A 24,347-nucleotide genomic window follows, 5' to 3' on the forward strand; every position below is an offset into this window, starting at 1 on the left:
TATTTTTTACACCAATCTGTTAGACTTAGAGAGGAATCTATTATTGGAGGAAAACTATTATGATTAAACTGATTGCTTCAGATATGGACGGGACTTTATTAAACGACCATATGGATGTTTCACTGTCAAATGCTCAAGCTATTAAACGTGCACAATCGCAAGGCATTCACTTCGTTATCGCTACTGGTCGAGACTACCCGATGGCTGCTCATCCTTTGAAAGCTCACGATATCGAATGTCCGATCATCGCCTTGAATGGCGCTCAGCTTTTTGATGTAGACGGTCACAATCTATACAACAAAGGTCTTGAAAAAAGTACTGTTAAGAAAATCAGAAACATACTGGCACAGTATCCGGATCTTCACGAAGAATTGATGACAAACGAAGGCATTTACTCTAATAATCAAGAAAAAAGGTTAGATACAATTGCTTCTATGCTAGCTGATTTAAATCCTGATATTTCTTATGAAGAAGCAATGCAAAACGCGATTAGTCACGCCGAAGAAAATAACGTAAAATTTGTGAAAAGTTTTGATGCCCTTTTAGAAGATGATAGTATTATTATTTTAAAACTATCTGCTCATACAGAAGAAGGCGCATCTATACTTAAGCCTCTTAAAGAACAATTAATGAATGAAGTTCCAAAATTAGCCATTACGGCTTCTAGCAAAAAGAATATTGAAATCAACCACGAGTCTGCTCAAAAAGGAATTGCCGTTGCAAAATACGCTAAAAAGCTAGGCATCAAAGCTGACGAGGTCATGACAATTGGAGACAATATCAATGATTTATCTATGCTGGAATGGGCTAAGTATGGTACTGCCGTTGAAAACGCGGTATCGGAAGCCAAAGAATCTGCTCATTATTCTACATCTAACAACTCTCAAAATGGTGTCGCAGAAGCAATATCAAGAGTTTTAAGTGGAAAAATCTATAAAGAATAATGTATAAAGCTTACCGAACAGTTTCTTTGTTTTGTAAGCTTTTTTTCTAAGTTTAATTTGAAATCTCTGTTTCCGATTATTCGCTTAATGGTTTCTTTTTTTGTGACATATGATAAAATGAAAAGAATAAAGAGTTTTAATCTTATCTGTTTACTGGAGGAAACCAAATTGACTCAACCTAAGATTACACTAACGATCGCAGGTAACGATGCTAGCGGCGGTGCTGGTATTGGTGCCGATTTAAAAACTTTTGCAGAATACGGAACGTATGGTATTGCTGCTTTAACCGTTATTGCTACAATGGATCCTGAAAATAACTGGAGCCATGGCGTAACACCTATTGATGCTGAAATCGTCAGAACTCAACTGGTTACTGCAACAGCCGGACCCAAAATAGACGCTTTAAAAACAGGTATGCTTCCAAATGTCCCTGTTATCAAAGTTATTGCCGAAACCATCAAAGAAAAGAAACTTGAAAATTTAGTCGTTGATCCAGTTATGGTCTGCAAAGGAGAAACAGAAGTTCTGAATCCAGAAAATGCAGAAGCCTTAAGAGATTTGCTCGTACCACTTGCAACAATTGTTACACCTAATTTATTTGAAGCTGGTCAGCTATCTGGTTTAGGCACGCTTAAAACATTAGATGATATGAAAAAAGCCGCTGAACTGATCCATCAAAAAGGCGCTCAATATGTCGTCGTTAAAGGCGGAAAAGCACTAGATGGTGACAAAGCGATCGACATCTTCTATGATGGCTCTGACTTTTTAATATTAGAAGCAGATAAAATAGAAAAAGCGACCAATCACGGTGCAGGCTGTACATTTGCTGCAGCCATCACTTCAGGTCTTGCACAAGGTCTTGAGCCTAAAGAGGCTGTTCTTAAAGCCAAAGACTTTGTAACTGCTGCAATCAAAAATGGATTCGAATACAATCAATTTGTTGGTTCTGTTTTCCACAGTGGATACAGACTTGATCAGCAAAAAGGAATTTAATATCCTAATAAATTTTAGCGACTCTTTCTTAGGAAAGCGTCGCTGTTTTTTATTCAAAAAACAATCGAAGGTAACAGATTATTCTTTCAAAACGTTATTATAGTTAAGGGATAGCGGAAAGGACGAATCAATGGAACCAAGGGCAGATATCTTCATTACGATCATAGAAATGATCGAAAATGTTGGATTCCCAATTTTCATCTCATTATTTCTACTGCACCGTATGGAAGCGAAACTGAATGCGGTCGTGCAAGCTGTTAATCAACTAACGGCTGTACTCACTCAAAAGAACCATTAAACTTGTAAAAGTCACAATCATAAGATTGTGGCTTTTTTTGTAAAGAAAGGTTTATCTTCGAAAAAATTCCTTATTTATAGCCTATTCGATTTTTATAGTATCGGTGGTATAATATGAGTAATCACTAGCAGTAAAAGCCAAACGAACACAGAGGTGAAAAAAATGGTTCGTCTATTCATTAATCATGCTTACATGTCTATGCAGAATCGTATGATCGTCAAATCTGCATCTGGACAAAACACCTATTTGATTGTAGGAAAATGGGGTCGTGCAAAAGATGCACTCTCTCTTTATTCTATGAGTGGTGACCGGCTAGTAGAGGCAAAACAAACTTTGCTATCTCTATTTCCAAAATTCGATTTTTATATAGAGGATCAGAAAAAAGCTACTGTTAAAAAAATTCCAGGCATTCAAGGCCTAAAAAAACCTTATTATGTTGTTAGCCAGCTGAACTGGGTTATTACAGGTGATTTCGTTGAGCAAAAATATGTTGTCAGAGGTGCATCTGGAGTCATCATGCGTCTTGAAAAGAACTATTCATTTCAAGGAGATTTTTATGCACTAACGATTGAAAAAGAAGAGTACGCTCCACTTTGCTGCGTACTCGCTGTCATCATCGATCACTATTCTGCTAAAAGAGATACTCCTTGGAAACAATACAAAAAAGAAAAATATAGCCTAGGTTTCATGCACCCCTTCACCTTTTTCAAATAAGTAAACGAAACTAGATTTTTGCTTGATTATTCCATTTATGAGAACATAATAGTAGAAAATCTTTAGGAGGCTAAATCAATGGAATTAGTTATTACACCATCTGCACAGAAAAAACTTACAAATATTTTAGAGAATCACTCAGGTAAATTGTCTCTTCACTATAATGAAGACTTTCAAGGTTCATATGCTTGTAGTATTCGAGGTGTATTTCAGCTTAAAATAACTGAAAGCATTTCAGAATCTGCTGAATCATTAGATACTCCCTTAGGACCTATTTATGTAGAGCCAGAAAACAAACAATTTTTAGACGAGGATCCCTCTATTGACTACAGAGAAGAAATGAATACTTTCCAACTTAAAGGTCGTTCTGGATTACTAGTAGATAATTTACGTGTTGTGACAACTTAAAATCTTTACGTATATAAATAGAGCCCACACAAACTAAGAAATACCTTAGTTTGTGTGGGCTCTTACTTTTGTAATTTATGCTATAACTGTCAGTAAAGTATCATTTGTTTTACTATCAACATCTGTCTTATCAGTTTGTACAATATCCATATACTGATTTGTATTAGAAATAATTACGGGTGTAATAATTGGGTAGCCTTCTTTAACAATGGCATCTTTATCAAATAAGAGAATCAGTTCTCCTTTTTTCACTTCATCTCCTTGTTTCACTTTAGAATCGAAGTATCTACCTTCCAAGTTTACGGTATCCATTCCTACGTGGATCAGAACTTCTACTCCATCCGTAGTCGTTATACCAATAGCATGTTTGGTAGGGAATAGTGTTGTTACTACACCGTCTGCAGGAGCATATACTTTTCCTTCTTCTGGAATAATAGCTATCCCTTTTCCTAATAGACCTGATGAAAATGCCTCGTCCTCAACTTCATTTAAAGGTACAATCACACCGTTTATCGGAGTAATCAAATCATAAAACATATTTTGTCCAAGTTCCCCATTAATAGATTCTTCTTTTCCTAATTGTTTGTCTAATTTTTCTGTAGCCATATTTTGATCGTCTGAAACTTTGTATGCGTAAAAATACGTGATCATAAATCCTAGAACAAATGCTACTGCACTAGCGATTGTAAATCCTATTACACTATTATCAAATCCTATTTCTGGATTGATAAATCTTGGTATCGCAAATATTCCAGTTCCTCCATTAATATATACTCTCGTTCTAAATAATCCCATAATAAAACCTGCTACAGCAGTTGCTACTGAAGTAGTGTAGAAAGCTTTTTTTCTAGCTAAAGTTACACCGTATAGTGCTGGCTCAGTTATCCCAAAGAGTGCCGACATAAATGCTGGGAATGATATTTCTTTTAATTTTTTGTCTTTTGTTTTGAAGAAAATTGCCAAAGTAACACCAGCCATTGCGAGCGGCGTTGCCAATCCCGCCATCATAACAACATCAAAACCTAAAGTAGCATAATTGTTTAATGCAATTGGTACAAATCCCCAGTGTAGACCAAACATAATAAATACTTGCCAGAATCCACCAATGATAGTCCCTGCAATAACGGGGCTAAACTCATATGCTGAAGATAATCCCTGACCAATTAATAGTCCAACCCAAGTTGTTATTGGACCAACAAGTAAAAAGGTAACAGGAACAGTTATCAATAAAGTCGCGAAGGTTACAAAGAAGCTTCTAATTGCTCTTGGAATCATTCTTTCTAATGTCTTCTCAACTTTCGCTGCCATATATGCAGCTGCAATTACCGGTATAACACTTGAAGTGTATGACATCAGTATAACTGGGATTCCAAACAATGTTACGTAGACAGGAGACTCAATTGCAGTTCCTGAAAACAATATATAAAGCGGCTCGACATCCACCGTCGCTGCTGCGATCGTTGGATAAACGAGTGCTGCACCAATAGCCATACCAATAAAAGGCTTACCACCGAACTTTTTAGATGCAGTATAACCTAAGAACAAAGGAAAGAAATAAAAGAGTCCATCACCTGTAGCATTTAATATTAAGTATAATCCAGAAGCAGGATCAATTAAACTAAAAGCTGATAAAATGGCTAATAGCCCTTTAATCATACCTGAAGCCATCAGTACACTAATAACTGGTGTAAATACACCTGAGATCACATCAATAAAATTATTTAATAGACCTTTAGGCTTATCTTCACTCTGATCGTTTGAATCTGTTTGCAAACCAGCTTGTTCAACAAACTCTTTATAAACCTCTCCTACGTGGTTACCTATTACTACCTGATACTGTCCACCACTTTGCACAACAGTTACGACGCCGCTTACATTTTTGAGTACTTCTGTATTTGCTTTAGATTCATCTTTTAATTTGAACCTTAAACGAGTTATGCAGTGTGTCAGACCGTTAATGTTGTCTTTTCCGCCAATATTATCTAATATATTTTGATTCAATTCTTGAAATTCCATTATTCTTCCTTCTTTCACTTTTTATTTTTTAAAAAAAGACAAGACCAACTAAACCTTTTCCTAACTATAGGAGACGGTTCAGTTAAGTCTTGCCTGCTTTACCAGTAACACCTTAACTATTATCATTTTCAATTAATTTCTGAATGTGTAATGTTAAATATAATTGCTCATCGTCATATAAAGTTACTTTAAGATATTTTTCGATTAAACGAGTAGATTCATAAGCTTCTGGATACTTTTCAACTACATGTACAAGAAGAGGATTATCTGGGTGTTCTCTTTTCTCAAGGTTTTTCAACCTTTTAAAGAAAAAACGAAGATGCGTTACAAATCGTTCATATGCAATACTATTTTGATCAATAGATATTTTGTTGTGAATTCTCAGTAGCGAAATAATATCTCGTGTTTTTTTCGTAACTGATTGAATGTCATCAAATTCCTCAGTATTACTATTAATCTGAGCATTAATGAAATGCATCGCAATATTACTGATTTCTGATTCATCTAAGTTTATGTCCATTTTCTTTTCAATCAGTTCTACCGCGCGAGTTCCTACTTTAAACTCTTTGGGATAAAACTTTCTGATTTCCCAAGACAATTTGTTATTAATAAAAATACCTTCTCTTTTTAATTTAACTAAATTATAAAGATGGTCTGTTAATGATATATAAATCGAATCACTAATCTCGTATGCTATGGTTTGTTTTGCATATCGAATAATATCATCTGCCAAGGAAGCGTATTGAATGGGGATATCTTGTAATAGTTGTGTTAATCGATCTGAGGACTTCTGATGTAAAATGAAGACCTTCTCAATTTTCGTTTGATCAGCTTCATCCCCAGGTTTTTTCCCAAATCCTAGACCAGTACCTATCCAAATATAATCTTTTCCTTCCTTTTTAACTAGAACGGAATTGTTATTTAGAATTTTTTTGATTTTCAAGCCACATTTCCTCCTCCTTTCTCACTGAAAAAATAAAAACAGGCTATACCTTATTTTATATGCAAAACTAAGCACATATACAATAAGGTATAGCCTGCTTAACCAGTAACTACCCACTCGATTGACTTAATAGTAACTGATTCATTTTATTTATGCAAGCGTTTTTAAACGTTTTCTTTTTTATACATTATTCTAGTCCTCATATTCAGCTAATTCAGCCAGTAATATTTCAATGAAGACAAAGAAGATGGCCTGATCATCTAAAAACCGACTAGTAGCCCTCGAAACTAATGGCAAAGTAACAACAGTATCAAAATACTTATTGATTGGACTATTTTGAGTCATTGTGATCAATATACTTTTTGTTTGATTCGTTTTGACTTGTTTTATAACATCTTCGTAATAAGACATTCCTTTAATCGAAAAAATGATTACGAGGTCTTCATTGGCTAACGAGCTTGTAATATCATGCATAAGCATCGTATCATTAACAAATTCACTATCCATACCAATTTTAGCCATTCGCATTCTCAATTGTTGCGCAGCTAAACCTGTACGATTATTCCCAAAAATCTTAATTTTATTTGCACTTGTAATCAGTTGACACAATTCTAGCATGTCTTTATCACTCAAGTTTTGTGCTATTTCTTTAATATGGTCACTATAAGCGGATGTTATAGATTGGCTAATCGACGATTCTTCTCCATCTTCCAACCTATGAGAAATTAAATACTTAGATAAAGAAAATCTGAACTCAGAGTAACCCTGATATCCTAATTTTTGGCAGAGACGTATAAAAGCTGATTTTGACGAGCCAGCTGCTTTCGCAATTTCTTCTGCTGAGTATTGAACGATTCGAATAGGATCTTTTAAAATAAAATCAGCAATCCTCTTTTCTGAATTCGTAAATGTTTCTAAATTAGATTCTATTACACTTATTGGATTCATCAAAACACCTCTCAGATAGTATATCTTTTTTTGATTGGAATAGACACATTCGTTTTTGGACTTTTTTCCAAAATAGTTTGAACTTTATTTCTAAATGATGTATAACTAGTATACAAGAACAGTCACATATAAAAAAGGGGATAAATTATGACTACACAGAAAAAACCAAATATTGTCATGGTCGTTGCAGATCAATGGCGTGCTGATTCGCTTGGATACACTGGTAATAACGCCATTAAAACACCTAACATAGATGCTTTAGCTTCTGAAGGTGTTGGCTTTACTAATGCCTACTGTCAAAATCCTGTTTGCGTTCCAAGTAGAAATTCCTTTTTAACAGGTTGGTATCCTCATACTAAAGGATTTAGAACAATGCATTATCTAATGGATGACTCTGAACCAAACATTTTGAAAACATTGAAAAACAATGATTATCATGTTTACTGGGGTGGAAGAAACGATACGATCAAAGCAGACGGAGATCGTACTAAGTATGCAGATACAATCAATGATCAATTTTATGAATCTATGGCAAAACTTTTCAAAGGCAAAAAGGACAATACTAAATCTACAGATACAGAGGTCAAACCAGATTACACTCACTACCATGGCGTTAAAGAATCTGTTCATCATGTCGACCAAGATCAAATTCAAAATGCAATAGAATTCTTGGAGAACGATACTTTCAATGAAGATCCATTCTGCGTATATCTTGCTTTAAGCCTTCCCCACCCTCCTTACGAAATAGATCAGGAATGGTTCGACAAAGTTGATCCTGACCTTGTTCCAGATGCTGTTAGATTAAGTGAAGAGGAATGGAAAGATAAACCTAGTATCCTTCGTGGAATTAGAAAACACATGGAGTTATACGATTGGTCAGATGAAGACTTAAAAAAAATCAAACAAGTTTATTATGCTATGGGAATGAAATTAGATCATCATATTGGTAAACTGGTACAGACACTTAAAGAAAAAGATCTATATGATGATACAATCTTTATTTTCTTTAGTGACCATGGTGACTATACTGGTGATTTCGAAATAGCTGAGAAAAATCAGAATACGTTCGAAGATATTTTGACAAATGTACCTTTGGTTATTAAACCATCCAAAAATATGGAAGTAGTACCTAGAAACACAGATGCATTAGTGGAACTGATAGACATACAAGCAACTATAATGGACTTAGTAGGGATTCAACCTGAACATACTCAATTCGGACAATCTTTGAAGTCTGTACTAGAAGGATCTAACGAGCATAGAGATGTTGTATTTGCTGAAGGTGGACGCTTAGAATCAGAGGGTGCATATGCGATGGATGCAGGACATGATCCATCTAATCCCTATTGGGCAAGAACAACTGAACAAGAAAAAATGCCTCAGCACACGAAAGCTATTATGATTCGTAATCAAGATTATAAATATGTTTATCGTTTATATGAACAAGATGAGTTTTATGATTTAAAACAAGACCCTAACGAACGTAAGAATATTATTGAATCAGAAAAATTCGAAACAGTTATAAAAGACCTTCAAGGTCGAATGTTGAATTATTTTGTTGAGACAAGCGATGTCGTCCCTCACGTAAGAGATAGTCGATTCTAGAAATTTATACGTTTCAAAATGTTCTACAGACTTGTTGAACGGTTATAGAAAACGGATGAATTTTTCGTCTTCTATAACTTTTTAGTGTAATCTATTCAGTGGAAGGTGAACTCATGAGTTGTTGTAATCCAAACCATTCAAAGAAAAATCATATTGAATTAAACCAATCGAACGAATCCCGAAATCTAGAATTTTCGAAAATGATAAATACGGAAACTGCTAATGATGATCCAATGATTTTCATCGAAGGTGGATCATTTTTGATGGGAAGCGAAGACGATGATGCTCATATAGAAGATCGTGAAGGTCCTATCAGAGAAGAAATTGTCGAATCCTTTTTCATTGATCAAACAGCAGTAACCAACGAATCATTCAAAAAATTTGTAGATAAAACTGGCTACCAGACAGAAGCTGAAATCTATGGTTGGTCCTTTGTATTCCACCTACTCTTATCTAAAGAAGTAAAGTCACAAGTACAAAATGTTCCTGCACAAACGCCTTGGTGGTGTGTAGTAGCGGGAGCAAATTGGTCCCAACCCGAAGGCCCGGGATCTTCCATTAAGAATCGTATGGATCATCCCGTTGTTCACGTATCATGGAATGATGCGATGGCCTATTGTGTTTGGAGCGGAAAAAGATTGCTGAATGAAAAAGAGTGGGAATATGCTGCCAGAGGTGGTTTGATACAGAAACGTTATTCATGGGGAAATGAGCTCTATCCAGACCAGCGTCATATGTGCAATATATGGCAAGGATCGTTTCCAAGTGAAAATAGTGCTGAAGATGGCTATGTTGGAACTAGTCCGGTTAAAGCTTTTCCTAAAAATCATTTCGGACTATATGGAATGGCTGGAAATGTATGGGAATGGTGCGCTAACAATTTCGACTGGGATCTGAGTAATATAGATGATAACAGTAAAACTGTTAAAGGAGGTAGCTACCTTTGTCACGATAGCTATTGCAATCGGTATAGAGTAGCTGCTAGAACATCAAATACAATTGATTCTTCTACAGGAAATATGGGATTCAGATGTGCTAAAGATATCGTTAAAAAGTCAAATTAGAATAGTTTAAGTACTTGTAGGAGGCATTATGAAAAAATCAAACGTTTATTGGAAATTATTTACATCCACTTTATACCTAAGCTCTTTTACATTCGGTGGTGGGTATGTCATTGTCCCCCTAATGGAAAAGAAATTTGTTCAAGAACTCAATTGGATCGACGAAGATGAAATGCTAGACTTAATTTCTATTAGTCAATCCTCTCCTGGCTCTCTTGCCGTCAATGCCTCTATATTAATTGGCTACCGAATGGCTGGTTTTCTAGGAGCATTGACTACTGTTCTCGGAACTATCCTTGCTCCTCTTACTATTATTACGTTACTCTCTTATGTTTACAATATCGTTAGAGATAATCCCCTTGTCGCAAACTTGCTACTTGGCATGCAAGCTGGTGTCGCTGCAATCATTGTGCATGTCGTTTATAGTATGGCCATGAGGATCATCAAGAGAAAAGAAGTGATTCCTGTAATCGTTATGATCATTGCTTTAATTGCCGGAATCATTTTTAATGTCAATATCCTATACCTTTTATCGTTCAGCGCAATCATAGGTGGACTAACAACTTACTACCAAATTCGTTCAGAAAAGAAAGGAGCTAACTAGATGCTTTATATTGAATTATTTATTAGCTTCTTTCAGATCGGCCTTTTCAGTTTTGGTGGCGGTTATGCCGCTTTACCTTTGATTGAACAGCAGATCATTGACAATAGAGGTTGGATGACCACTCAAGAGTTTATAGATGTATTGACGATATCCGAAATGACTCCTGGATCTATTGCCATTAACGCAGCTACCTTCGTAGGAAACCAAGTTGGCGGTATATTCGGAGGACTTGTCGCTACAATTGGTGTAACAGCACCCTCTATTATTATCGTACTCACTTTAGCCTACATCTACTTCAAATTTCGCAATATCAAGATGGTGCAAGGTGTCATCATGGGGTTACGCCCAGCAGTTGTTGCTCTGATTGCTTCCGCAGGTCTTACTATTTTACTGACGGCATTCTTTGGAGAAACAAGTGGGATCGATTTTGCAAATCTCAACTGGATCTCTGTAGCCTTATTCTCATTAGGACTATTTTTAATTACTAAGTACAAACTAAGTCCTATTCAAATCATGCTAACTACTGGTGTTTTGGGTGTAATTATATATAGCTTTTAACTTTTAACCTGATTTCAATAAGCAAAGCAAAAGCGGCACACAGAAGGAAACTCTTCTGCGTACCGCTTTTTCAATACACGTTTATCTATAGCTATCTATCGAAACTTAATCGATTATTTTGAGAATTTAAAAATATCAGCCTTGGTAATTCGCTAGGGTTTCTTTGATTCGTTCTGCAACTGTTTCTGATATGCCTAGTTTGGTGATTTCTACAAGGTCTGCTTCTTTTAATCTTTTCATCGATTTAAAATGTCTTAATATCTTGGTCCGAGTTTTTGGTCCAACGCCCTCTACATCATCTAGTCTTGATGTGAAGCTATTTTTACTACGAACATTTCGGTGGAAAGTGATCGCAAATCTATGCACTTCTTCTTGGATTCTCTGGACGAGATGGAAAGCCTGGCTCCGAGGATTCAACACGACGGTTTCCAATACTTCCCCAAATATCAAACTGGCCGTACGGTGTTTGTTATCTTTAACCATACCCGCTACAGGAATATCCAAACCGAGCTCGTTTACGAGTACGTCCACAGCAGCATTCACTTGGACTTTCCCACCATCCATTAGAATCAGATCTGGCAAAGGTTTATCTTCCTTCAGTAGGCGGCTGTATCTTCTTCTAATAACTTCCTGTGTGGTCGCAGCCTCATTACTACCCACAACCGTTTTAATTTTATATTTACGGTAGTTATTTTTATCCGGTTTACCATCTTTAAAAGAAACCATGGCTGATACGGGATTTGACCCTTGAATGTTGGAATGGTCAAAAGACTCAATTCTTTCAATGTAAGGTAGTCCCATTGCTTCGGATAATTCTTGAATAGCTCCGGTTGTTTTGGCCTGATTCATCTCAATCAGTCTAAATTTATCCTTTAATGCCATCTCACTATTTTTTCCCGTAAGATCTAGTAGTTCTTTTTTACGTCCTTGTTTTGGATTCAACACTTTAGCCTCAATAGCTTGAGATAGCATATCAGTATCTACCGCCTCAGGAACGTAAATCTCACTTGGCATAATATTATTCCCATTATTGTAATACTGTAAGATAAAGCTCATCAGTTCTTCTTCAGGTGGGCCGTAACAAGGAAACATTGTAGCGTCTCTTTTGATCAATGTCGCTTGTCTAACAAAAAATACTTGAATAGAAATCCAGCCTTTATCCATGTAATAATTGAAAAAGTCACGTGGCATAAAGTTATTTGAAATAATGGACTGTTTTTCTACAGTCTTTTCGATATACGCAATCTGGTCTCTAAATTCTGCAGCACGCTCATAATTCATTTCTTCAGCCGCTTCATCCATTTTCTGCTTTAAATCTCTTTTAATATCATGCACATTTCCATTTAAGAATGAACGAATCTTGCGAATTTGCTGATCATACTCTTCTTTAGGAACCTCGTGATCACAAGGCCCAATACATTGGCCAATGTGATAATAGAGACAAGCTCTTTTCTGGTGTCCGTTACATTTTCTCAGAGGATAAATTTTCATAATCAGCTGCTGCGTCTCAGAAGCAGCATAGACATCTGGATATGGTCCAAAGTAATGGGCTCCATCTTTTAGAACATCTGAAGTGATGATGAGTTTGGGATCTTTTTCATTTGTAATCTTAAGATAAGGATAGCTCGTTCCTCTTTTTAACCGAATATTGTACTTAGGCTGATGTTTTTGAATCAGTGTAACTTCCAGAAGCAGTGCTTCTTTATCTGACCCAGTGATGATTGTCTCGAAATCTTCGATATCTTGAACGAGACGTTCTGTTTTACCTTCATGAGTGCCTCTAAAGTAGGAACGGACGCGGTTCTTCAAGTTTTTCGCTTTACCGATATATATAATCTTTTCATTTTTGTCTTTCATAATATAACAACCAGGTAGGTCTGGGAGCAGACTCAATTTGTTGTCAATCAGTTCCTTGGACAAAGAAACACCTCCTTTTGCGAAAACACTGACTACTTTTCGTCAAACAGATAGAGTTCGTAAAAATGATTGTAGTCAGATTTCCCAAGTTCAATACCTTTGTAACTAAATACTTCACCAAATTTGTGTTCGCCCTCTTTAATCTGACGGTCTATTTCGTCTCCAATTGCTAAATACAATTTTTCTTGAGCATCATCTGATAGTACGCCATGCTTTTTCTCCCAAGCGGCTAAAAATAATTCTTCATCTTTTCCTTTGTAAAACTCGATTTCGTTGGATGGCATATTGTTTCCTCTTTTCAGGTTGAGTTTCATCTAATTTTTGAAGTCAATACTGTTATTTTAGCAGAAATGGGAACGTTTGTCAGGTATATGAAACAGGATCAGATGCGTCTCTATTTCTTCTGTCACGAGTTTGTCAATTCATCCTAAGCGCTACATTCTAAAAATTTAGCGATCAAAAAAGCAGCTACTATGATAGCAGCTGCTTTTTCTAATTATAATGCTGAATTAGTTCAAGATCTTAACTGTAATAGTTTTTCTTCCCCATGCGAATGCTTCTGAAACGGTTGAGAAGTGGATATCAATTTTGTTACCTTTAATTGCGCCACCTGTATCTCCAGCAATATAAATACCTTTTCCAGGAATTTCTACTGTCGAACCTAGTGGAATAACTGATGGATCTACTGCTATGACTCTCGGGTTCACTCTCAAGTCAATTCCAGTAGCTGTATGTGTACTCAAGTTGGCTTGTTGTGTAGAATATCCTGTCGCACTAACTTGAATAGTACGTCCATTTGAGCTTGCGTTTTCAGCTTTTTTAGTTTCAGCTGGTTTTTCTGTTTTCGCTTCTTCTTTTACTTCTGGTTTAACTTCTGGTTTAACTTCAGCAGCTTCTACAGTTTCTTCTTGTGTAGTTTCTGGTTCGCTTGAAGAAGTAGAAACAAGCGCTTCTTCCTCAGCTTCCGCTTCTTTCGCTGCAAGTTCTTCAGCTGCTTTCATTGCTTCTTCTCGAGCAGCTTGACGTGCTTCTTCGATTTTAGCAAGTTCATCAGCTTCTTTATCGTCTAATTGAGTTAATTGCGACTGATTATCTTTAACCATTGTCTCTAAAGAAGATAATTTTTCATCGTAAGAAGATTTCTGTTCTGATACTAGTGCTAAATCTTCATTCAATGATTCTTTTTCTGTCACCAGTTGCGCTTGCATTTCTGCTAACGTGTCGGCTTCTAATTGTGCTTCTTCAATTTGCTGGTTACCAGCATCTGTTAATTGCATAACAACTAACGTGCGGTTAAACAAATCTGTTAAGCTTTCTGCTTCTAGTATTGCTTTAACAACGTTATTAGTAGATTCACTTTTTTGAAGAGATTGTAGTCTTGCACCTGCTTGTTCTAATCTTGCTTCTACAAGCTTCTCTTGTTCGTCGATTTCGACTTCTTTGTTCTGAATCGTTCCTTCTTTTTCAGAAATGTCTTCATTCAGTTTTTCGATTTCTTCGCTTAATGTACTTGTTTCTTCTAACGCTTTGGCAATATCTCGTTGTATTGTACTGATATCACTTTTTTTCTGTTCTTGCTGCTGACGGATGTCATCTAATGAATCAGCTGATACAACTTGAGTCGTTAATAATTGCGTGAACCCTATTGCTAATACAGCAAATCCTGTTATCCATTTTTTCATGGCGTGTAAGAACAACCTTTCCTAATTAAATTTGTTATGAATAATTATTTCCGTATAATTGCACTTTGCTTTGCAATTATACATAGAATACTTCTCCTGAACATTTCGATTGTCTTACAATTTATTACAAACCTTTCTTATTTCTAATTCAGAACAAGTGATCTCACGCGATTTCTGTAACCTAAGAGTAGATAGTAGCGCTTTCCGCCTTTAATGTAATGTTTTTGTAATATATCGTGTTTTTTTCGACAAACACCTCTTTTTTTCTGTATGATAATAGAGAAAGTAAGATTATATAGTATAAGGGAGACCGCTTACATGGCAAATCAAAGAATCGGACTAATTGATGTCGGATCGAATACAATCAGATTAGTCATTTTTGAAATCGATCAGAATCAAACAATCACTGAATTACAAAATATTAAAACACCTGCTAGGCTTGTTCAGTATCTGGAAAAAGACGGATCGATGAGCAAAAGAGGAATCTCTGTACTGGTTACAGCTCTTGAAAGTTTCACTGAGATTGCTGAGAGATATCATATAGAAACAATGATTCCAGTAGCAACCGCGGCTATTAGACAGTCAAAAAACGCTAAAGCAATATTAAAGACTGTAAAAGAAAAAACTGGAATTAAGTTGCGGATTTTAACAGAGGAAGAAGAAGCATTTTATGGAAATTACGCTGTTAGGCATACCATGGATCTTAAAAACGGTGTAACCATAGATATCGGTGGGGGTAGTACCGAGCTGACCTTATTTAAAGATAAACAGGTCGTCGATTCTCATAGTTTTCCGTTCGGTGTCGTCAGCTTGAAAAGACAGTTTTTTGATGGTAAAGATCATAACGATAAAAAAGCCATTGAGAAAGCGCGGAAATGGGTTAAAGAACAGTTCACTTCTTTGAAGTGGTTACCAGATGTCAAAGTAGCTTTGATTGGAATTGGAGGATCTGCACGAAATCTTGCAGATATTCACCAGCGTCAACACGATTATCCTATCGCGGGCATCCATGGTTATATGATGACCGGAGACGAATTAGAGGAAACCTTTGATCTGATTGCAGATACCTCTTTTCAACAATTATCTAAACTAGATGGCTTAAGCGAAGATCGTAAAGATATTATCATACCTGCTGGTCTAGTCTTTCTTGAATTATTTGATTTCATGGATTCGACGGACTTCGCAATTAGTAGTCGTGGTTTACGAGAAGGCTTGGTAATCGATTATATTAATCGTACAGATAACCAGCCTTACGAGCTATATGACATCAAGCGTCAAACGGTTGAACGTATGAGCAAACGATATAATATTCGTACAATTGGGGCTTACCAGCGCATTTTACTTTCCGATCGTCTGTTGAATTTGCTAAAAGATAAAGAAATTGTTGATATAGATGAAGAACATCTCATCCTTGTTCATTACGCAGCTTCTCTTTACAACTTAGGAAGTTATATCGAAGACGATTCCAAGTCGCAACATACGTTTTATATTATCTCTAATAGTAATCTTCACGGATTCAATCACTATGATCGCGTTCGTTTGGCTTTGCTAGCAAGCTATAAAAACCGTTCTTTATTCAATCAATATATCCATAATGTAGAAGGATGGTTCAGTGACGAGGAAGCAGATTTACTGCTTAGTCTTGGAAGTGTGATTAAATTTGCAGAAGCTCTGAACGATTCTCATGTCAATATGGTCAAGGATATTCAGTTATCTAAAAATAAAAACAAAGACTCAGAAGATAAATATGAATTGACCGTAACCTACAATGGTGAAGTCATCGCAGAGAAGTACCGTGCCAACAAGCACAAAAATCATTTTGAACGTGTTCTGGGTGACACTGTTCATATTACATTTAAGAGTGAAACAGGAAAATAATGATCATTAATCAAGTTATTCGGAGGGAATCTCATGCAGCACTCGTCAATTGATTTACAAAATCCGACTTACTATCAAAATAGAGAATTATCTTGGTTAGATTTTAATGCTCGTGTTCTTGCAGAAGCAGTCGATCCTACCAACCCCCTACTAGAAAAGCTTAAATTTATTTCTATTAGTAGCTCTAATCTGGACGAATTCTTCAAAGTACGTGTGGCCGGCCTTCAAGACCAGTTAAAGCTAGGTTTTCTTGAACCAGACTCAAAAAAACAATGGGGTCCTGAAAAACAATTAATAGAAATTGCAAAGAAAAACAGAACGTTGGTGGCTGATCAATACAAATTATTTGATCAGCTAAAAGTTGAGCTAGAGGACAACAAGGTCGACTTCAAGTTGCCAACTGAGCTGACTCCACCACAACTGGAAGAAGCTGCAGAGATTTTCCGAAATCATATCAAGCCGGCTATCACACCTTTTGGAGTGGACGCTTATCGCCCTTTTCCTCATTTAAATGACGGAGTTGTCCATCTTTTTGTGCGACTAAAAACAAAAGAAGGTCCTTTTATCGCCATTTTACCGGTTCCACCTCTGATCGAAAGATACCACGTTCTAGAATGCGAAGACCGTCAAGTTGTACTTTTCACTGAAGACATTCTGTTCTATTTTCTTGATGAGCTATTTATAGGATACGATCTCGATTATTCTTTCACTTTCCGAATTACTCGTAATGCTGATCTGGAAATTCAGGAAAGCGGCGCGGAAGATTTACTATCTGTTATTGAAGACTATCTTGAAAAACGTAAAGCTGGAATGGTCGTAAGACTAGAAATTGATGCCCGTTCAATTACGGCTACATTTAAAGAAGATGTGGCTTATTTGATGGATGAACTAGATATATTGGAACGCGATGTTTACAACGTTGAAGGTCCCTTAGATCTGACTGTGTTGTCTTCCATCGCTTCAAATCTACAGAATGTATTGCCTAATGAAGTTTTTCCGCGCTTCACACCTGATTATCCAAGCATCTTAAAAAACAACAATATTGTTAAGACAGCTGAAAAACAAGACTTCTTTCTTCATCATCCATTCGATTCTTTTAAACCGGTTATTGACCTGGTTCGAAACGCTGTTGAAGATCCTAATACAATTGCCATCAAGCAGACTTTGTATCGAGTCAGTAGTGCTTCTCCTTTTATTGAAGCACTGAAAAGAGCCGCTAAGCGAGACATCCAAGTAACGGTTCTGGTTGAACTAAAAGCACGCTTTGATGAGGCCAATAATGTACACTGGGCCAAAGAATTGGAAGAAGCCGGTGCTCATATTATTTATGGAATGAAAAATCTTAAAACCCATAGTAAGGCTACACTTATTGTCAAAAAAGATCACAATGGCTTCAAGCGTTACGCTCATCTAGGAACAGGAAATTACAACGAACAGACAGCTAAATTCTATACAGATATGGGTATCATCACGACCAACCCGATATTAACTCAAGATGTAGCAGATTTCTTTAACTACCTGAGCGGTTACTCCGATCAAGCCGATTATCAGTATCTACACGTCTCTCCTTTTGAAATGAGAGACACCTTTATTGATAGGATTGATAATGAAATTGACTTGCACAAACACTATGGTAATGGTCATATCGTCGCTAAAATGAACTCACTGACCGATAAAAAGATGATCATGAAACTCTTTGAAGCAAGTCAAGCTGGCGTACAAGTAGATTTAATTATAAGAGGAATCTGTTGCCTGATCCCTGGCATTGAAGGTGTGAGTGAACATATCCGTGTCCATAGTATTGTCGGACGTTTCCTTGAACACAGTCGCGTTTACTTTTTTAACAATAATGGCGACCATAAACTTTATCTTTCTTCTGCCGATATGATGACACGTAATATGACAAAAAGGATCGAACTCGCTTTTCCGATTCTCGATAAAAAATGGAAACAACACGTGATTAACATCATGAAACTGTACTTGTATGACAATACAAAAGCTTGGGTTCTTGGTCCAGATGCTACTTATATTAAAAGAACTCCTGAAGGTGAAAAAGCCATCAGTTCTCAAAATCGACTCATGCATTATTTTTAAGACCAGCATAAGCCTCTTGATTTTATACTACCTTTGGTAAAAATCTGCTATACTGGTAGTGCTGAAGGAGGAATCAGATTGACGACTATTCAAGATATTGCCAAGCTTGCAGGCGTTTCTTCTGCAACGGTTTCTCGAGTGATGAACTCAAGTGGTTACGTAGGAAAAGAAACTAGAATCAAAGTGGAAAAAGCTGTAAAAGAGCTTAGATATACGCCAAATCGAAATGCTCAGTATTTAAGAAAAGGTGCTACTAAAAACCTTGGAATTATCAGTACGCAGTTCAATGATACCGCCATTGCTCGTATCAATCCGTTTATGGAACTTGCCCATGAGTCTGGGTATACTTCTACCTTGTTTATTACTAAAAGCGACCGCAAACGTGAACTGGAAGCTTTTGATATGCTAAAGTCTAAACAGCTGGACGGTATCTTTTTGGTTTATCGTGCAAACGAATGGGATGTACTAGAAGAGTACGCGCATTACGGTCCAATCGTTACCTTGCATAATATAGACTCTGCAACCATCCCTTCTGTCTTTATTGATCATTATGATGGATATATGAAAACTTTGGAGTACCTCTGGAATGAAGGGTACCGAAACATTTTAAATTTATACAGTACCGCATATGGCCTCAATACGAAGCGTAGAATTCAGGCTTATCAAGATTTCTGTCGTGCACACGACATCACGCCCCACCCTGTTGAACCGTTTTTGGATATTTTAAGAACGGAACAGGCTGAAAAAATTGTATCTTGGTACCATACGTCCTCCGACAAACCGGATGCGATCGTTGCCCATTCCGACACAATAGCAGCTGTTATGGTGTCTAGACTAAAATCTCTCGGTTACCGTATTCCTGAAGATGTTGCGATCATTGGATTTGATAATCTGGAAATCAGCGACTTTATGAACATTACGACGATTGATTATGCCATTGATGAACAAGGCAAAAATGCCTGCAGATTATTACTGAACGGTCTAAAAAAAGAATCTGTGGATCTTTATCCGCTAGAATTCAAGTTAATCAAACGTGAAACCACATAAAACCATATATACGTAAAAGAACGTTTCAAATTAGTCGACTAATTTGAAACGTTCTTTTTATGCATCATGATCATCCAATGTTTTTAATTTTATCGTCGAAAATCTTTTGTTCTCGTTTTCTTGTGATGGTGCTTTTGATTAGACCTTTTTTAGGTGAGAAGATAAATGCAATCAAGCAAGTTACTCCTGTTACAACAGCAATCATCCCGGCAATTGAACTATCCATTGCAAAAGCCAGTCTCACTCCTATCACACTATTGATCACTGCGAATACTACAGCGAGTCCAATCATTTTCTTTAATTCGTGTGTCAGCAAGTAAGCTGTTAGCCCAGGCCCTACCATAAAGCCAACCACAAGAATGGATCCTACTGAGTCATATGCACCAACAGCTGTCAACGAAACTAATGTCATCAGACCATAATAGATCAGTGCTGGTGAAAAGCCAAGCGCAGCTGCAAAAGCAGCGTCAAAGGTGGTCACTTTCAATTCTTTATAAAACAAAGCGACGAACCCAGTGTTAATCAATAAGATGACGAGCATGGTTACGAATGCTCTAGCTCCAATGTCAATTCCAAATACGGTTAATCTTCTAAAGGGCGCAAAAGCAAGTTCACCCATTAATACAGTATCTTGATCCAGATGAATATCTCCGGTAAAGCGTGTGATCAAAATAATCGCAATACTAAAGAATAATGGAAAGACGACACCGATTGCTGCATCATCTCCAAGTAACTTGGTTCTCTGCAAAGCTTCTATTGCCCATACAGTAAATACTCCAGTTAACGTTGCACCAATGAGTAGTAAGGGTGAATTCAAATCTCTAGTGATGAAAAAAGCGATGACGATTCCCAAAAGAACCGTATGAGTAATGGCATCCGACACCATTGTTGTCCCTCTTAAAACCAAAAAAACGCCTGGCAGAGCGCAGGCAATAGATACAACCACTGCGATGAGTGTGATTTCCGTTATAATACTCATTTAATCTGACCTTCTTTCAATGCTTGTAACTTTTGTTCAATCGTTCTTTTCTGCTTACGATAAGAGGAACGTTTTGCGATAATCCCTCTTTTAGGAGAGAAAAATAAACTGCTTAACACGAATACACTCAGTACGACCACAATCGAAGGTCCGGTGGGAATTCGATTTCCGATTGAACTGATCAATGTTCCTGAAATCCCAGATACGAATCCAACGATTCCTGCTAGGATAACGACGATATTCAATCTATCTGACCACTGTCTAGCTGCTACTGCTGGACCGATTAGTAAGGCACTCACTAGAATCACACCAACCGATTCTAACCCTAAAATAATCGTTAAAACAACCATTGTAGACAGAAGCATTTCAACGAATCGTTCTGAATAGCCCATTGTCTTGCCAAAGTCGCTGTCGAATGTGAATAGTTTGAACTCTTTCCAGAATAGACCAACTAGCAGTAAAATGATGATTCCTACGATGGCTATTAGACGAACATCGCGAATCAGCATAGCGCTAGCTTGTCCAAATATAAAATTGTCTAGCCCAGCTTGTTGCGCGTTTGGGCTTCCTTGAATATAGGTCATAATGACAAGCCCTAAGCCGAAAAAGCTCGACAGAACTAAAGACAGCGCACTGTCAAATTTAACGGTTGTCTTTTTGCTCATCAGATGAATCAGACCTGTAGCAAGTAGTCCTGAAACTGCGGCTCCTAGTAGTAACACAATCAGTTCCTTGCTTTGAATCAGAAGAAATCCGATCCCAATCCCCGGTAGAGCGGAATGACTCAAGGCGTCTCCCAGGAGACTTTCTTTTTTCAATGTTACGAATGTTCCGACCACTCCGCTCAACAGTCCAAGAAAGCCTGTTCCGAGTGCCACTATTTGAAATGTGTAGTCACTGAATAAGGCGATGATCTGGTTCCACATCACACTTCATCCCCTTCTCCAAGGTTCCGATCCTGACGATAGGTTTCTTCAATCGTCTCTTTTGAGAAGACTTGGTCAATTGGTCCACTATTCAACACTTCTTGGTTAATAAACACAACATCGTCAAAGTATTCTTCCACAGTTTGTAAATCATGATGGACAACGATGACCGTTTTATTTTGTTTGGACAGTTCACGTAAAAGATCCATAATAATGCGTTCAGTTTTGATATCGACTCCTGCAAGTGGCTCATCTAGCATGTAGATTTCCGCTTCCTGAGCAAGTGCTCGGGCTAAAAAGACTCTTTGACGCTGGCCACCTGAAAGTTGACTGATTTGTCTGTTCGCAAAAGTCGGCATCCCAACTTTGTTCAGCATATCTTTGGCGATCGCTTTGTCTTTTTTACCTGGACGTTTGAACCATCCGAGTTTGCCGTATCTTCCCATCAAGACAACATCTAAAACAGTGGCGGGAAAATCCCAGTCTACGGAACTGTTCTGCGGAACATAGGCAATATGATTTTTAACTTCTTTATAGGTATGCGTCTGTTCTTCTATAGAATAATCAACTTTTCCGGTAACGGGCTTGATAAAGTCGAGCATCGATTTGATTAATGTCGATTTGCCGGCACCGTTTGGACCTACGATAGCCGTTAGTTTTCCCGTTCTGAACCCAACCGATGTATTCCAAAGTACTGGTTTTGCATCATACGCAACGGTCAATTGACTAATTTCGATAGCGTTCTGCTGTTTCATTTCTTTGTCCTTCTTTCATCATCTTTTAAACTTTAATTTCCTGAGCCATTTAAGGCATCTACGATTGTATCAATATTTGAGCGGTACATTTTAATATACGTTTCTGTATCATGTTGCTTATCACCTAAAGCATCCGAATACAGTTCTCCTGCGTTATGCAGTTCTTGCCCTCTACTACTAACTGCTTCAATCAACGCTTCAATGTTTCTAGAAGAAACAGAACTCTCCACGAACACAGCACTAATTTGATGCTCTGCAATGAAGTCTGCTAAGCCACTGATATCGCCAGTCCCTGCTTCGGTCTGGGTATTCACACCTTGCAGTCCAACGACTTCAAAATGGAATTCTCGACCAAAGTACTGAAAAGCGTCATGCGCAGTAACCAGATAGCGAGACTGTTCTGGAACTTCTTCAATTCTTGTCTTGATATAGTCCGATAGCTCTGTTAGCTCACTGACATAGTCTTCAGCATTCGCTTTATAAGTGGAAGCGTGTTCTGGATCATATTCAGCAAGTTGCTCCGCAACATATTCTGAAGCATCGATCCAATTATTTACACTGAACCAAATATGCGGATCGTATTCTGTGCTACCTTCACCACCAACCGTTTGATACTCGCTACTTGGAATCCCTTCGGAAATAACGGCTGTAGGCACGCCTCTAGACTCAAACTGTTCAAACATTTCAATGAATTGCGCTTCAAGATGTAATCCGTTGTACACGATCATATCTGCTTCATCCATTGTATAAACATCTGAAGCGGATGGTTGATAAGTATGTGGATCAACTCCCGGCCCCATCAGACCCGTAACATCTACATATTCTCCACCGATATTTCGAACCAAGTCTGCTATCATCGTTGTCGTAGCGACCACATTGATTGGCTCTTCCCCTGTTTTTTGTACTTCTTGCTCACTCGAACATGCTGTCAGTAGCAACATGCTCATGAACATCATAAACCCGATTAGTTTTTTCATCTCTATTTGCACTCTTTCTAATTTTAGACTATGCTTAATTTACAATTTTTAGCTTACCCTAAAAATATTTTATAGTCAACTGAATAATTTCTTAAATGATTGTTTACTCTTTTAAATTGCGTTTGTCTGTTTCCCTCTTCATACGTTATACTGTCATTAGACAAAAATGCTACTCGGTTTCTTGTCAATTAGCGTAAAAGAATGTAAAATGAATCTTTTGCAACACGTAATCTCTCGATTCTCTGTACAAGATGCAGTCGATCATACCTATAATAAAGCTTATATAAGGAGTAACATCCATGACACCAAACAAAGAAGACTATATTAAAGCAATCTATGAGCATGGCGGCGAAAATGATGTCGTCACAAATAAAAGCCTTGTAAAGGCTCTCTCGGTCTCAGCTGCTTCTGTTACTGAGATGAACGGTCGGCTCTTAAAAGAGGGTTTGCTGACTCATACACCCTACCAAGGCGTGCGACTCACTCCTAAAGGTCTACAGATCGCCCATAAACTCATTCGTAAGCACCGTCTCTGGGAAGTTTTCTTGTCAGAAAAATTGGGCTACGACTGGAATGAAGTCCATGCAGATGCCGATTTACTGGAACATGCTTCATCTGATGCTTTGATTGAAAGGCTCGATCTCTTTTTAGGTGAACCACAATACGATCCTCACGGTGGCGTGATTCCAAATAAAGATGGAACGACTGAAAAGCTAGATCATACACCACTTGTCGAACTCAAGACGGGCACCCACTTTATCATCAAAGAAGTAAATGATCAGCAAGAGTTTCTAGAATATCTACTGCATAAAAATGTCCAACTAGGAAACGAATATGTTTTAAAAGAAATTGAGCCATACGAGGGTCCATTGACCTTGCAGTCTACTGAAGGTCTAGAAACGCTCATCAGTCACAAGGCAGCCTTTAAAATACTCGTAAAAATAGTATCCTAATCTTAACCTTATCATTAGTGAGCGGTCTTTATGACACTCACTTTTTT

23 protein-coding genes are annotated in these 24,347 nt (G+C 37.3%); 13 read left to right on the plus strand and 10 right to left on the minus strand.

Annotated features, from left to right (window positions below; translation table 11 throughout):
• Positions 1–59 precede the first annotated feature (59 nt).
• The 5 genes from VXN63_RS05580 to VXN63_RS05600 all read left to right on the plus strand — a co-directional run bounded on the left by VXN63_RS05580 (position 60) and on the right by VXN63_RS05600 (position 3,357).
• Positions 60–944, plus strand: a complete 885-nt coding sequence (locus tag VXN63_RS05580; protein WP_327757006.1) for a Cof-type HAD-IIB family hydrolase — start codon at positions 60–62, stop codon at positions 942–944.
• Positions 945–1,112: 168 nt separating this feature from the next.
• Complete coding sequence (thiD, locus tag VXN63_RS05585) at positions 1,113–1,937, plus strand: bifunctional hydroxymethylpyrimidine kinase/phosphomethylpyrimidine kinase (RefSeq protein WP_327757007.1); 825 nt, start codon at positions 1,113–1,115, stop codon at positions 1,935–1,937.
• Between the two features lie 130 nt (positions 1,938–2,067).
• Positions 2,068–2,235 (plus strand): YvrJ family protein, encoded by a 168-nt coding sequence (locus VXN63_RS05590; RefSeq protein WP_327757008.1) that lies wholly within the window; start codon positions 2,068–2,070, stop codon positions 2,233–2,235.
• A gap of 162 nt (positions 2,236–2,397) precedes the next feature.
• Positions 2,398–2,949, plus strand: a complete 552-nt coding sequence (locus tag VXN63_RS05595; protein WP_327757009.1) for an LURP-one-related/scramblase family protein — start codon at positions 2,398–2,400, stop codon at positions 2,947–2,949.
• Positions 2,950–3,027: 78 nt separating this feature from the next.
• The gene (locus tag VXN63_RS05600) at positions 3,028–3,357 is read left to right on the plus strand and encodes an iron-sulfur cluster biosynthesis family protein (RefSeq protein WP_327757010.1); all 330 of its coding nucleotides are present in this window, start codon (positions 3,028–3,030) and stop codon (positions 3,355–3,357) included.
• A 75-nt stretch (positions 3,358–3,432) separates the two neighbouring features.
• Here VXN63_RS05600 and VXN63_RS05605 read toward each other — a convergent pair whose 3' ends face one another.
• The 3 genes from VXN63_RS05605 to VXN63_RS05615 form a co-directional block, all read right to left on the minus strand.
• On the minus strand, positions 3,433–5,373 hold the full coding sequence (locus VXN63_RS05605; RefSeq protein WP_327757011.1) for a beta-glucoside-specific PTS transporter subunit IIABC: 1,941 nt from the start codon (positions 5,371–5,373) through the stop codon (positions 3,433–3,435).
• Positions 5,374–5,485: 112 nt separating this feature from the next.
• Positions 5,486–6,316 carry a PRD domain-containing protein gene (locus VXN63_RS05610; protein WP_327757012.1) on the minus strand — a complete coding sequence of 277 codons (831 nt, stop codon included), beginning with the start codon at positions 6,314–6,316 and terminating at the stop codon, positions 5,486–5,488.
• A 192-nt stretch (positions 6,317–6,508) separates the two neighbouring features.
• Positions 6,509–7,264: a MurR/RpiR family transcriptional regulator gene (locus VXN63_RS05615; RefSeq protein WP_327757013.1), complete on the minus strand. Its 756-nt coding sequence runs from the start codon at positions 7,262–7,264 to the stop codon at positions 6,509–6,511.
• A gap of 147 nt (positions 7,265–7,411) precedes the next feature.
• Here VXN63_RS05615 and VXN63_RS05620 point away from each other — a divergent pair, with 147 nt between their 5' ends.
• From VXN63_RS05620 to VXN63_RS05635, 4 genes are all read left to right on the plus strand, one after another.
• Positions 7,412–8,869 carry a sulfatase-like hydrolase/transferase gene (locus tag VXN63_RS05620; RefSeq protein ID WP_327757014.1) on the plus strand — a complete coding sequence of 486 codons (1,458 nt, stop codon included), beginning with the start codon at positions 7,412–7,414 and terminating at the stop codon, positions 8,867–8,869.
• 200 nt (positions 8,870–9,069) lie between these two features.
• Positions 9,070–9,933: a formylglycine-generating enzyme family protein gene (locus VXN63_RS05625; RefSeq protein ID WP_327757015.1), complete on the plus strand. Its 864-nt coding sequence runs from the start codon at positions 9,070–9,072 to the stop codon at positions 9,931–9,933.
• 28 nt (positions 9,934–9,961) lie between these two features.
• Positions 9,962–10,534, plus strand: a complete 573-nt coding sequence (locus VXN63_RS05630; RefSeq protein WP_327757016.1) for a chromate transporter — start codon at positions 9,962–9,964, stop codon at positions 10,532–10,534.
• Complete coding sequence (locus tag VXN63_RS05635; RefSeq protein ID WP_327757017.1) at positions 10,535–11,092, plus strand: chromate transporter; 558 nt, start codon at positions 10,535–10,537, stop codon at positions 11,090–11,092.
• Between the two features lie 135 nt (positions 11,093–11,227).
• On the opposite strand, the gene uvrC is transcribed toward VXN63_RS05635, so the two are convergent.
• From uvrC to VXN63_RS05650, 3 genes are all read right to left on the minus strand, one after another.
• Positions 11,228–13,012: an excinuclease ABC subunit UvrC gene (uvrC, locus tag VXN63_RS05640; protein WP_327757018.1), complete on the minus strand. Its 1,785-nt coding sequence runs from the start codon at positions 13,010–13,012 to the stop codon at positions 11,228–11,230.
• A gap of 29 nt (positions 13,013–13,041) precedes the next feature.
• A complete protein-coding gene (locus tag VXN63_RS05645; protein WP_327757019.1) occupies positions 13,042–13,293 on the minus strand; it encodes a hypothetical protein in 252 nt (83 codons plus the stop codon).
• Between the two features lie 225 nt (positions 13,294–13,518).
• Complete coding sequence (locus VXN63_RS05650; RefSeq protein WP_327757020.1) at positions 13,519–14,691, minus strand: 3D domain-containing protein; 1,173 nt, start codon at positions 14,689–14,691, stop codon at positions 13,519–13,521.
• A gap of 318 nt (positions 14,692–15,009) precedes the next feature.
• Here VXN63_RS05650 and ppx point away from each other — a divergent pair, with 318 nt between their 5' ends.
• From ppx to VXN63_RS05665, 3 genes are all read left to right on the plus strand, one after another.
• Positions 15,010–16,569, plus strand: coding sequence for an exopolyphosphatase (ppx, locus tag VXN63_RS05655; protein WP_327757021.1), 1,560 nt, complete (start codon positions 15,010–15,012; stop codon positions 16,567–16,569).
• Between the two features lie 33 nt (positions 16,570–16,602).
• Positions 16,603–18,663: a polyphosphate kinase 1 gene (gene ppk1, locus VXN63_RS05660; RefSeq protein WP_327757022.1), complete on the plus strand. Its 2,061-nt coding sequence runs from the start codon at positions 16,603–16,605 to the stop codon at positions 18,661–18,663.
• A gap of 78 nt (positions 18,664–18,741) precedes the next feature.
• Positions 18,742–19,710: a LacI family DNA-binding transcriptional regulator gene (locus VXN63_RS05665; RefSeq protein ID WP_327757023.1), complete on the plus strand. Its 969-nt coding sequence runs from the start codon at positions 18,742–18,744 to the stop codon at positions 19,708–19,710.
• A 70-nt stretch (positions 19,711–19,780) separates the two neighbouring features.
• On the opposite strand, the gene VXN63_RS05670 is transcribed toward VXN63_RS05665, so the two are convergent.
• From VXN63_RS05670 to VXN63_RS05685, 4 genes are read right to left on the minus strand one after another with little or no spacing between them, the layout of a single operon-like run.
• Positions 19,781–20,689 (minus strand): metal ABC transporter permease, encoded by a 909-nt coding sequence (locus VXN63_RS05670; RefSeq protein ID WP_327757024.1) that lies wholly within the window; start codon positions 20,687–20,689, stop codon positions 19,781–19,783.
• Positions 20,686–21,615 carry a metal ABC transporter permease gene (locus VXN63_RS05675; protein WP_327757168.1) on the minus strand — a complete coding sequence of 310 codons (930 nt, stop codon included), beginning with the start codon at positions 21,613–21,615 and terminating at the stop codon, positions 20,686–20,688. Before VXN63_RS05675 ends, VXN63_RS05670 begins: the two co-directional genes overlap by 4 nt.
• Positions 21,615–22,370 (minus strand): metal ABC transporter ATP-binding protein, encoded by a 756-nt coding sequence (locus VXN63_RS05680; RefSeq protein ID WP_327757025.1) that lies wholly within the window; start codon positions 22,368–22,370, stop codon positions 21,615–21,617. The genes VXN63_RS05675 and VXN63_RS05680 overlap by 1 nt, the downstream gene beginning before the upstream one ends.
• Positions 22,371–22,402: 32 nt before the next feature.
• On the minus strand, positions 22,403–23,347 hold the full coding sequence (locus VXN63_RS05685; protein WP_327757026.1) for a metal ABC transporter solute-binding protein, Zn/Mn family: 945 nt from the start codon (positions 23,345–23,347) through the stop codon (positions 22,403–22,405).
• A 299-nt stretch (positions 23,348–23,646) separates the two neighbouring features.
• Between VXN63_RS05685 and VXN63_RS05690 the strand changes: the two genes are divergently transcribed.
• Positions 23,647–24,300: a metal-dependent transcriptional regulator gene (locus VXN63_RS05690; RefSeq protein WP_327757027.1), complete on the plus strand. Its 654-nt coding sequence runs from the start codon at positions 23,647–23,649 to the stop codon at positions 24,298–24,300.
• Positions 24,301–24,347 lie beyond the last annotated feature (47 nt).

This window comes from Marinilactibacillus sp. XAAS-LB27, from assembly GCF_036039175.1.
GTDB lineage: Bacteria > Bacillota > Bacilli > Lactobacillales > Carnobacteriaceae_A > Marinilactibacillus.

What these genes read in the sequence shown, in the direction of transcription:
- VXN63_RS05580 (WP_327757006.1), top strand. Translation starts at nt 60, where the DNA reads ATGATTAAACTGATTGCTTCAGATATGGACGGGACTTTATTAAACGAC.
- VXN63_RS05590 (WP_327757008.1), top strand. Translation starts at nt 2,068, where the DNA reads ATGGAACCAAGGGCAGATATCTTCATTACGATCATAGAAATGATCGAA.
- VXN63_RS05595 (WP_327757009.1), top strand. Translation starts at nt 2,398, where the DNA reads ATGGTTCGTCTATTCATTAATCATGCTTACATGTCTATGCAGAATCGT.
- VXN63_RS05600 (WP_327757010.1), top strand. Translation starts at nt 3,028, where the DNA reads ATGGAATTAGTTATTACACCATCTGCACAGAAAAAACTTACAAATATT.
- VXN63_RS05605 (WP_327757011.1), bottom strand. Translation starts at nt 5,373, where the DNA reads ATGGAATTTCAAGAATTGAATCAAAATATATTAGATAATATTGGCGGA.
- VXN63_RS05615 (WP_327757013.1), bottom strand. Translation starts at nt 7,264, where the DNA reads ATGAATCCAATAAGTGTAATAGAATCTAATTTAGAAACATTTACGAAT.
- VXN63_RS05620 (WP_327757014.1), top strand. Translation starts at nt 7,412, where the DNA reads ATGACTACACAGAAAAAACCAAATATTGTCATGGTCGTTGCAGATCAA.
- VXN63_RS05625 (WP_327757015.1), top strand. Translation starts at nt 9,070, where the DNA reads ATGATAAATACGGAAACTGCTAATGATGATCCAATGATTTTCATCGAA.
- VXN63_RS05630 (WP_327757016.1), top strand. Translation starts at nt 9,962, where the DNA reads ATGAAAAAATCAAACGTTTATTGGAAATTATTTACATCCACTTTATAC.
- VXN63_RS05635 (WP_327757017.1), top strand. Translation starts at nt 10,535, where the DNA reads ATGCTTTATATTGAATTATTTATTAGCTTCTTTCAGATCGGCCTTTTC.
- VXN63_RS05645 (WP_327757019.1), bottom strand. Translation starts at nt 13,293, where the DNA reads ATGCCATCCAACGAAATCGAGTTTTACAAAGGAAAAGATGAAGAATTA.
- VXN63_RS05650 (WP_327757020.1), bottom strand. Translation starts at nt 14,691, where the DNA reads ATGAAAAAATGGATAACAGGATTTGCTGTATTAGCAATAGGGTTCACG.
- ppx (WP_327757021.1), top strand. Translation starts at nt 15,010, where the DNA reads ATGGCAAATCAAAGAATCGGACTAATTGATGTCGGATCGAATACAATC.
- ppk1 (WP_327757022.1), top strand. Translation starts at nt 16,603, where the DNA reads ATGCAGCACTCGTCAATTGATTTACAAAATCCGACTTACTATCAAAAT.
- VXN63_RS05670 (WP_327757024.1), bottom strand. Translation starts at nt 20,689, where the DNA reads ATGAGTATTATAACGGAAATCACACTCATCGCAGTGGTTGTATCTATT.
- VXN63_RS05675 (WP_327757168.1), bottom strand. Translation starts at nt 21,615, where the DNA reads ATGTGGAACCAGATCATCGCCTTATTCAGTGACTACACATTTCAAATA.
- VXN63_RS05680 (WP_327757025.1), bottom strand. Translation starts at nt 22,370, where the DNA reads ATGAAACAGCAGAACGCTATCGAAATTAGTCAATTGACCGTTGCGTAT.
- VXN63_RS05685 (WP_327757026.1), bottom strand. Translation starts at nt 23,347, where the DNA reads ATGAAAAAACTAATCGGGTTTATGATGTTCATGAGCATGTTGCTACTG.
- VXN63_RS05690 (WP_327757027.1), top strand. Translation starts at nt 23,647, where the DNA reads ATGACACCAAACAAAGAAGACTATATTAAAGCAATCTATGAGCATGGC.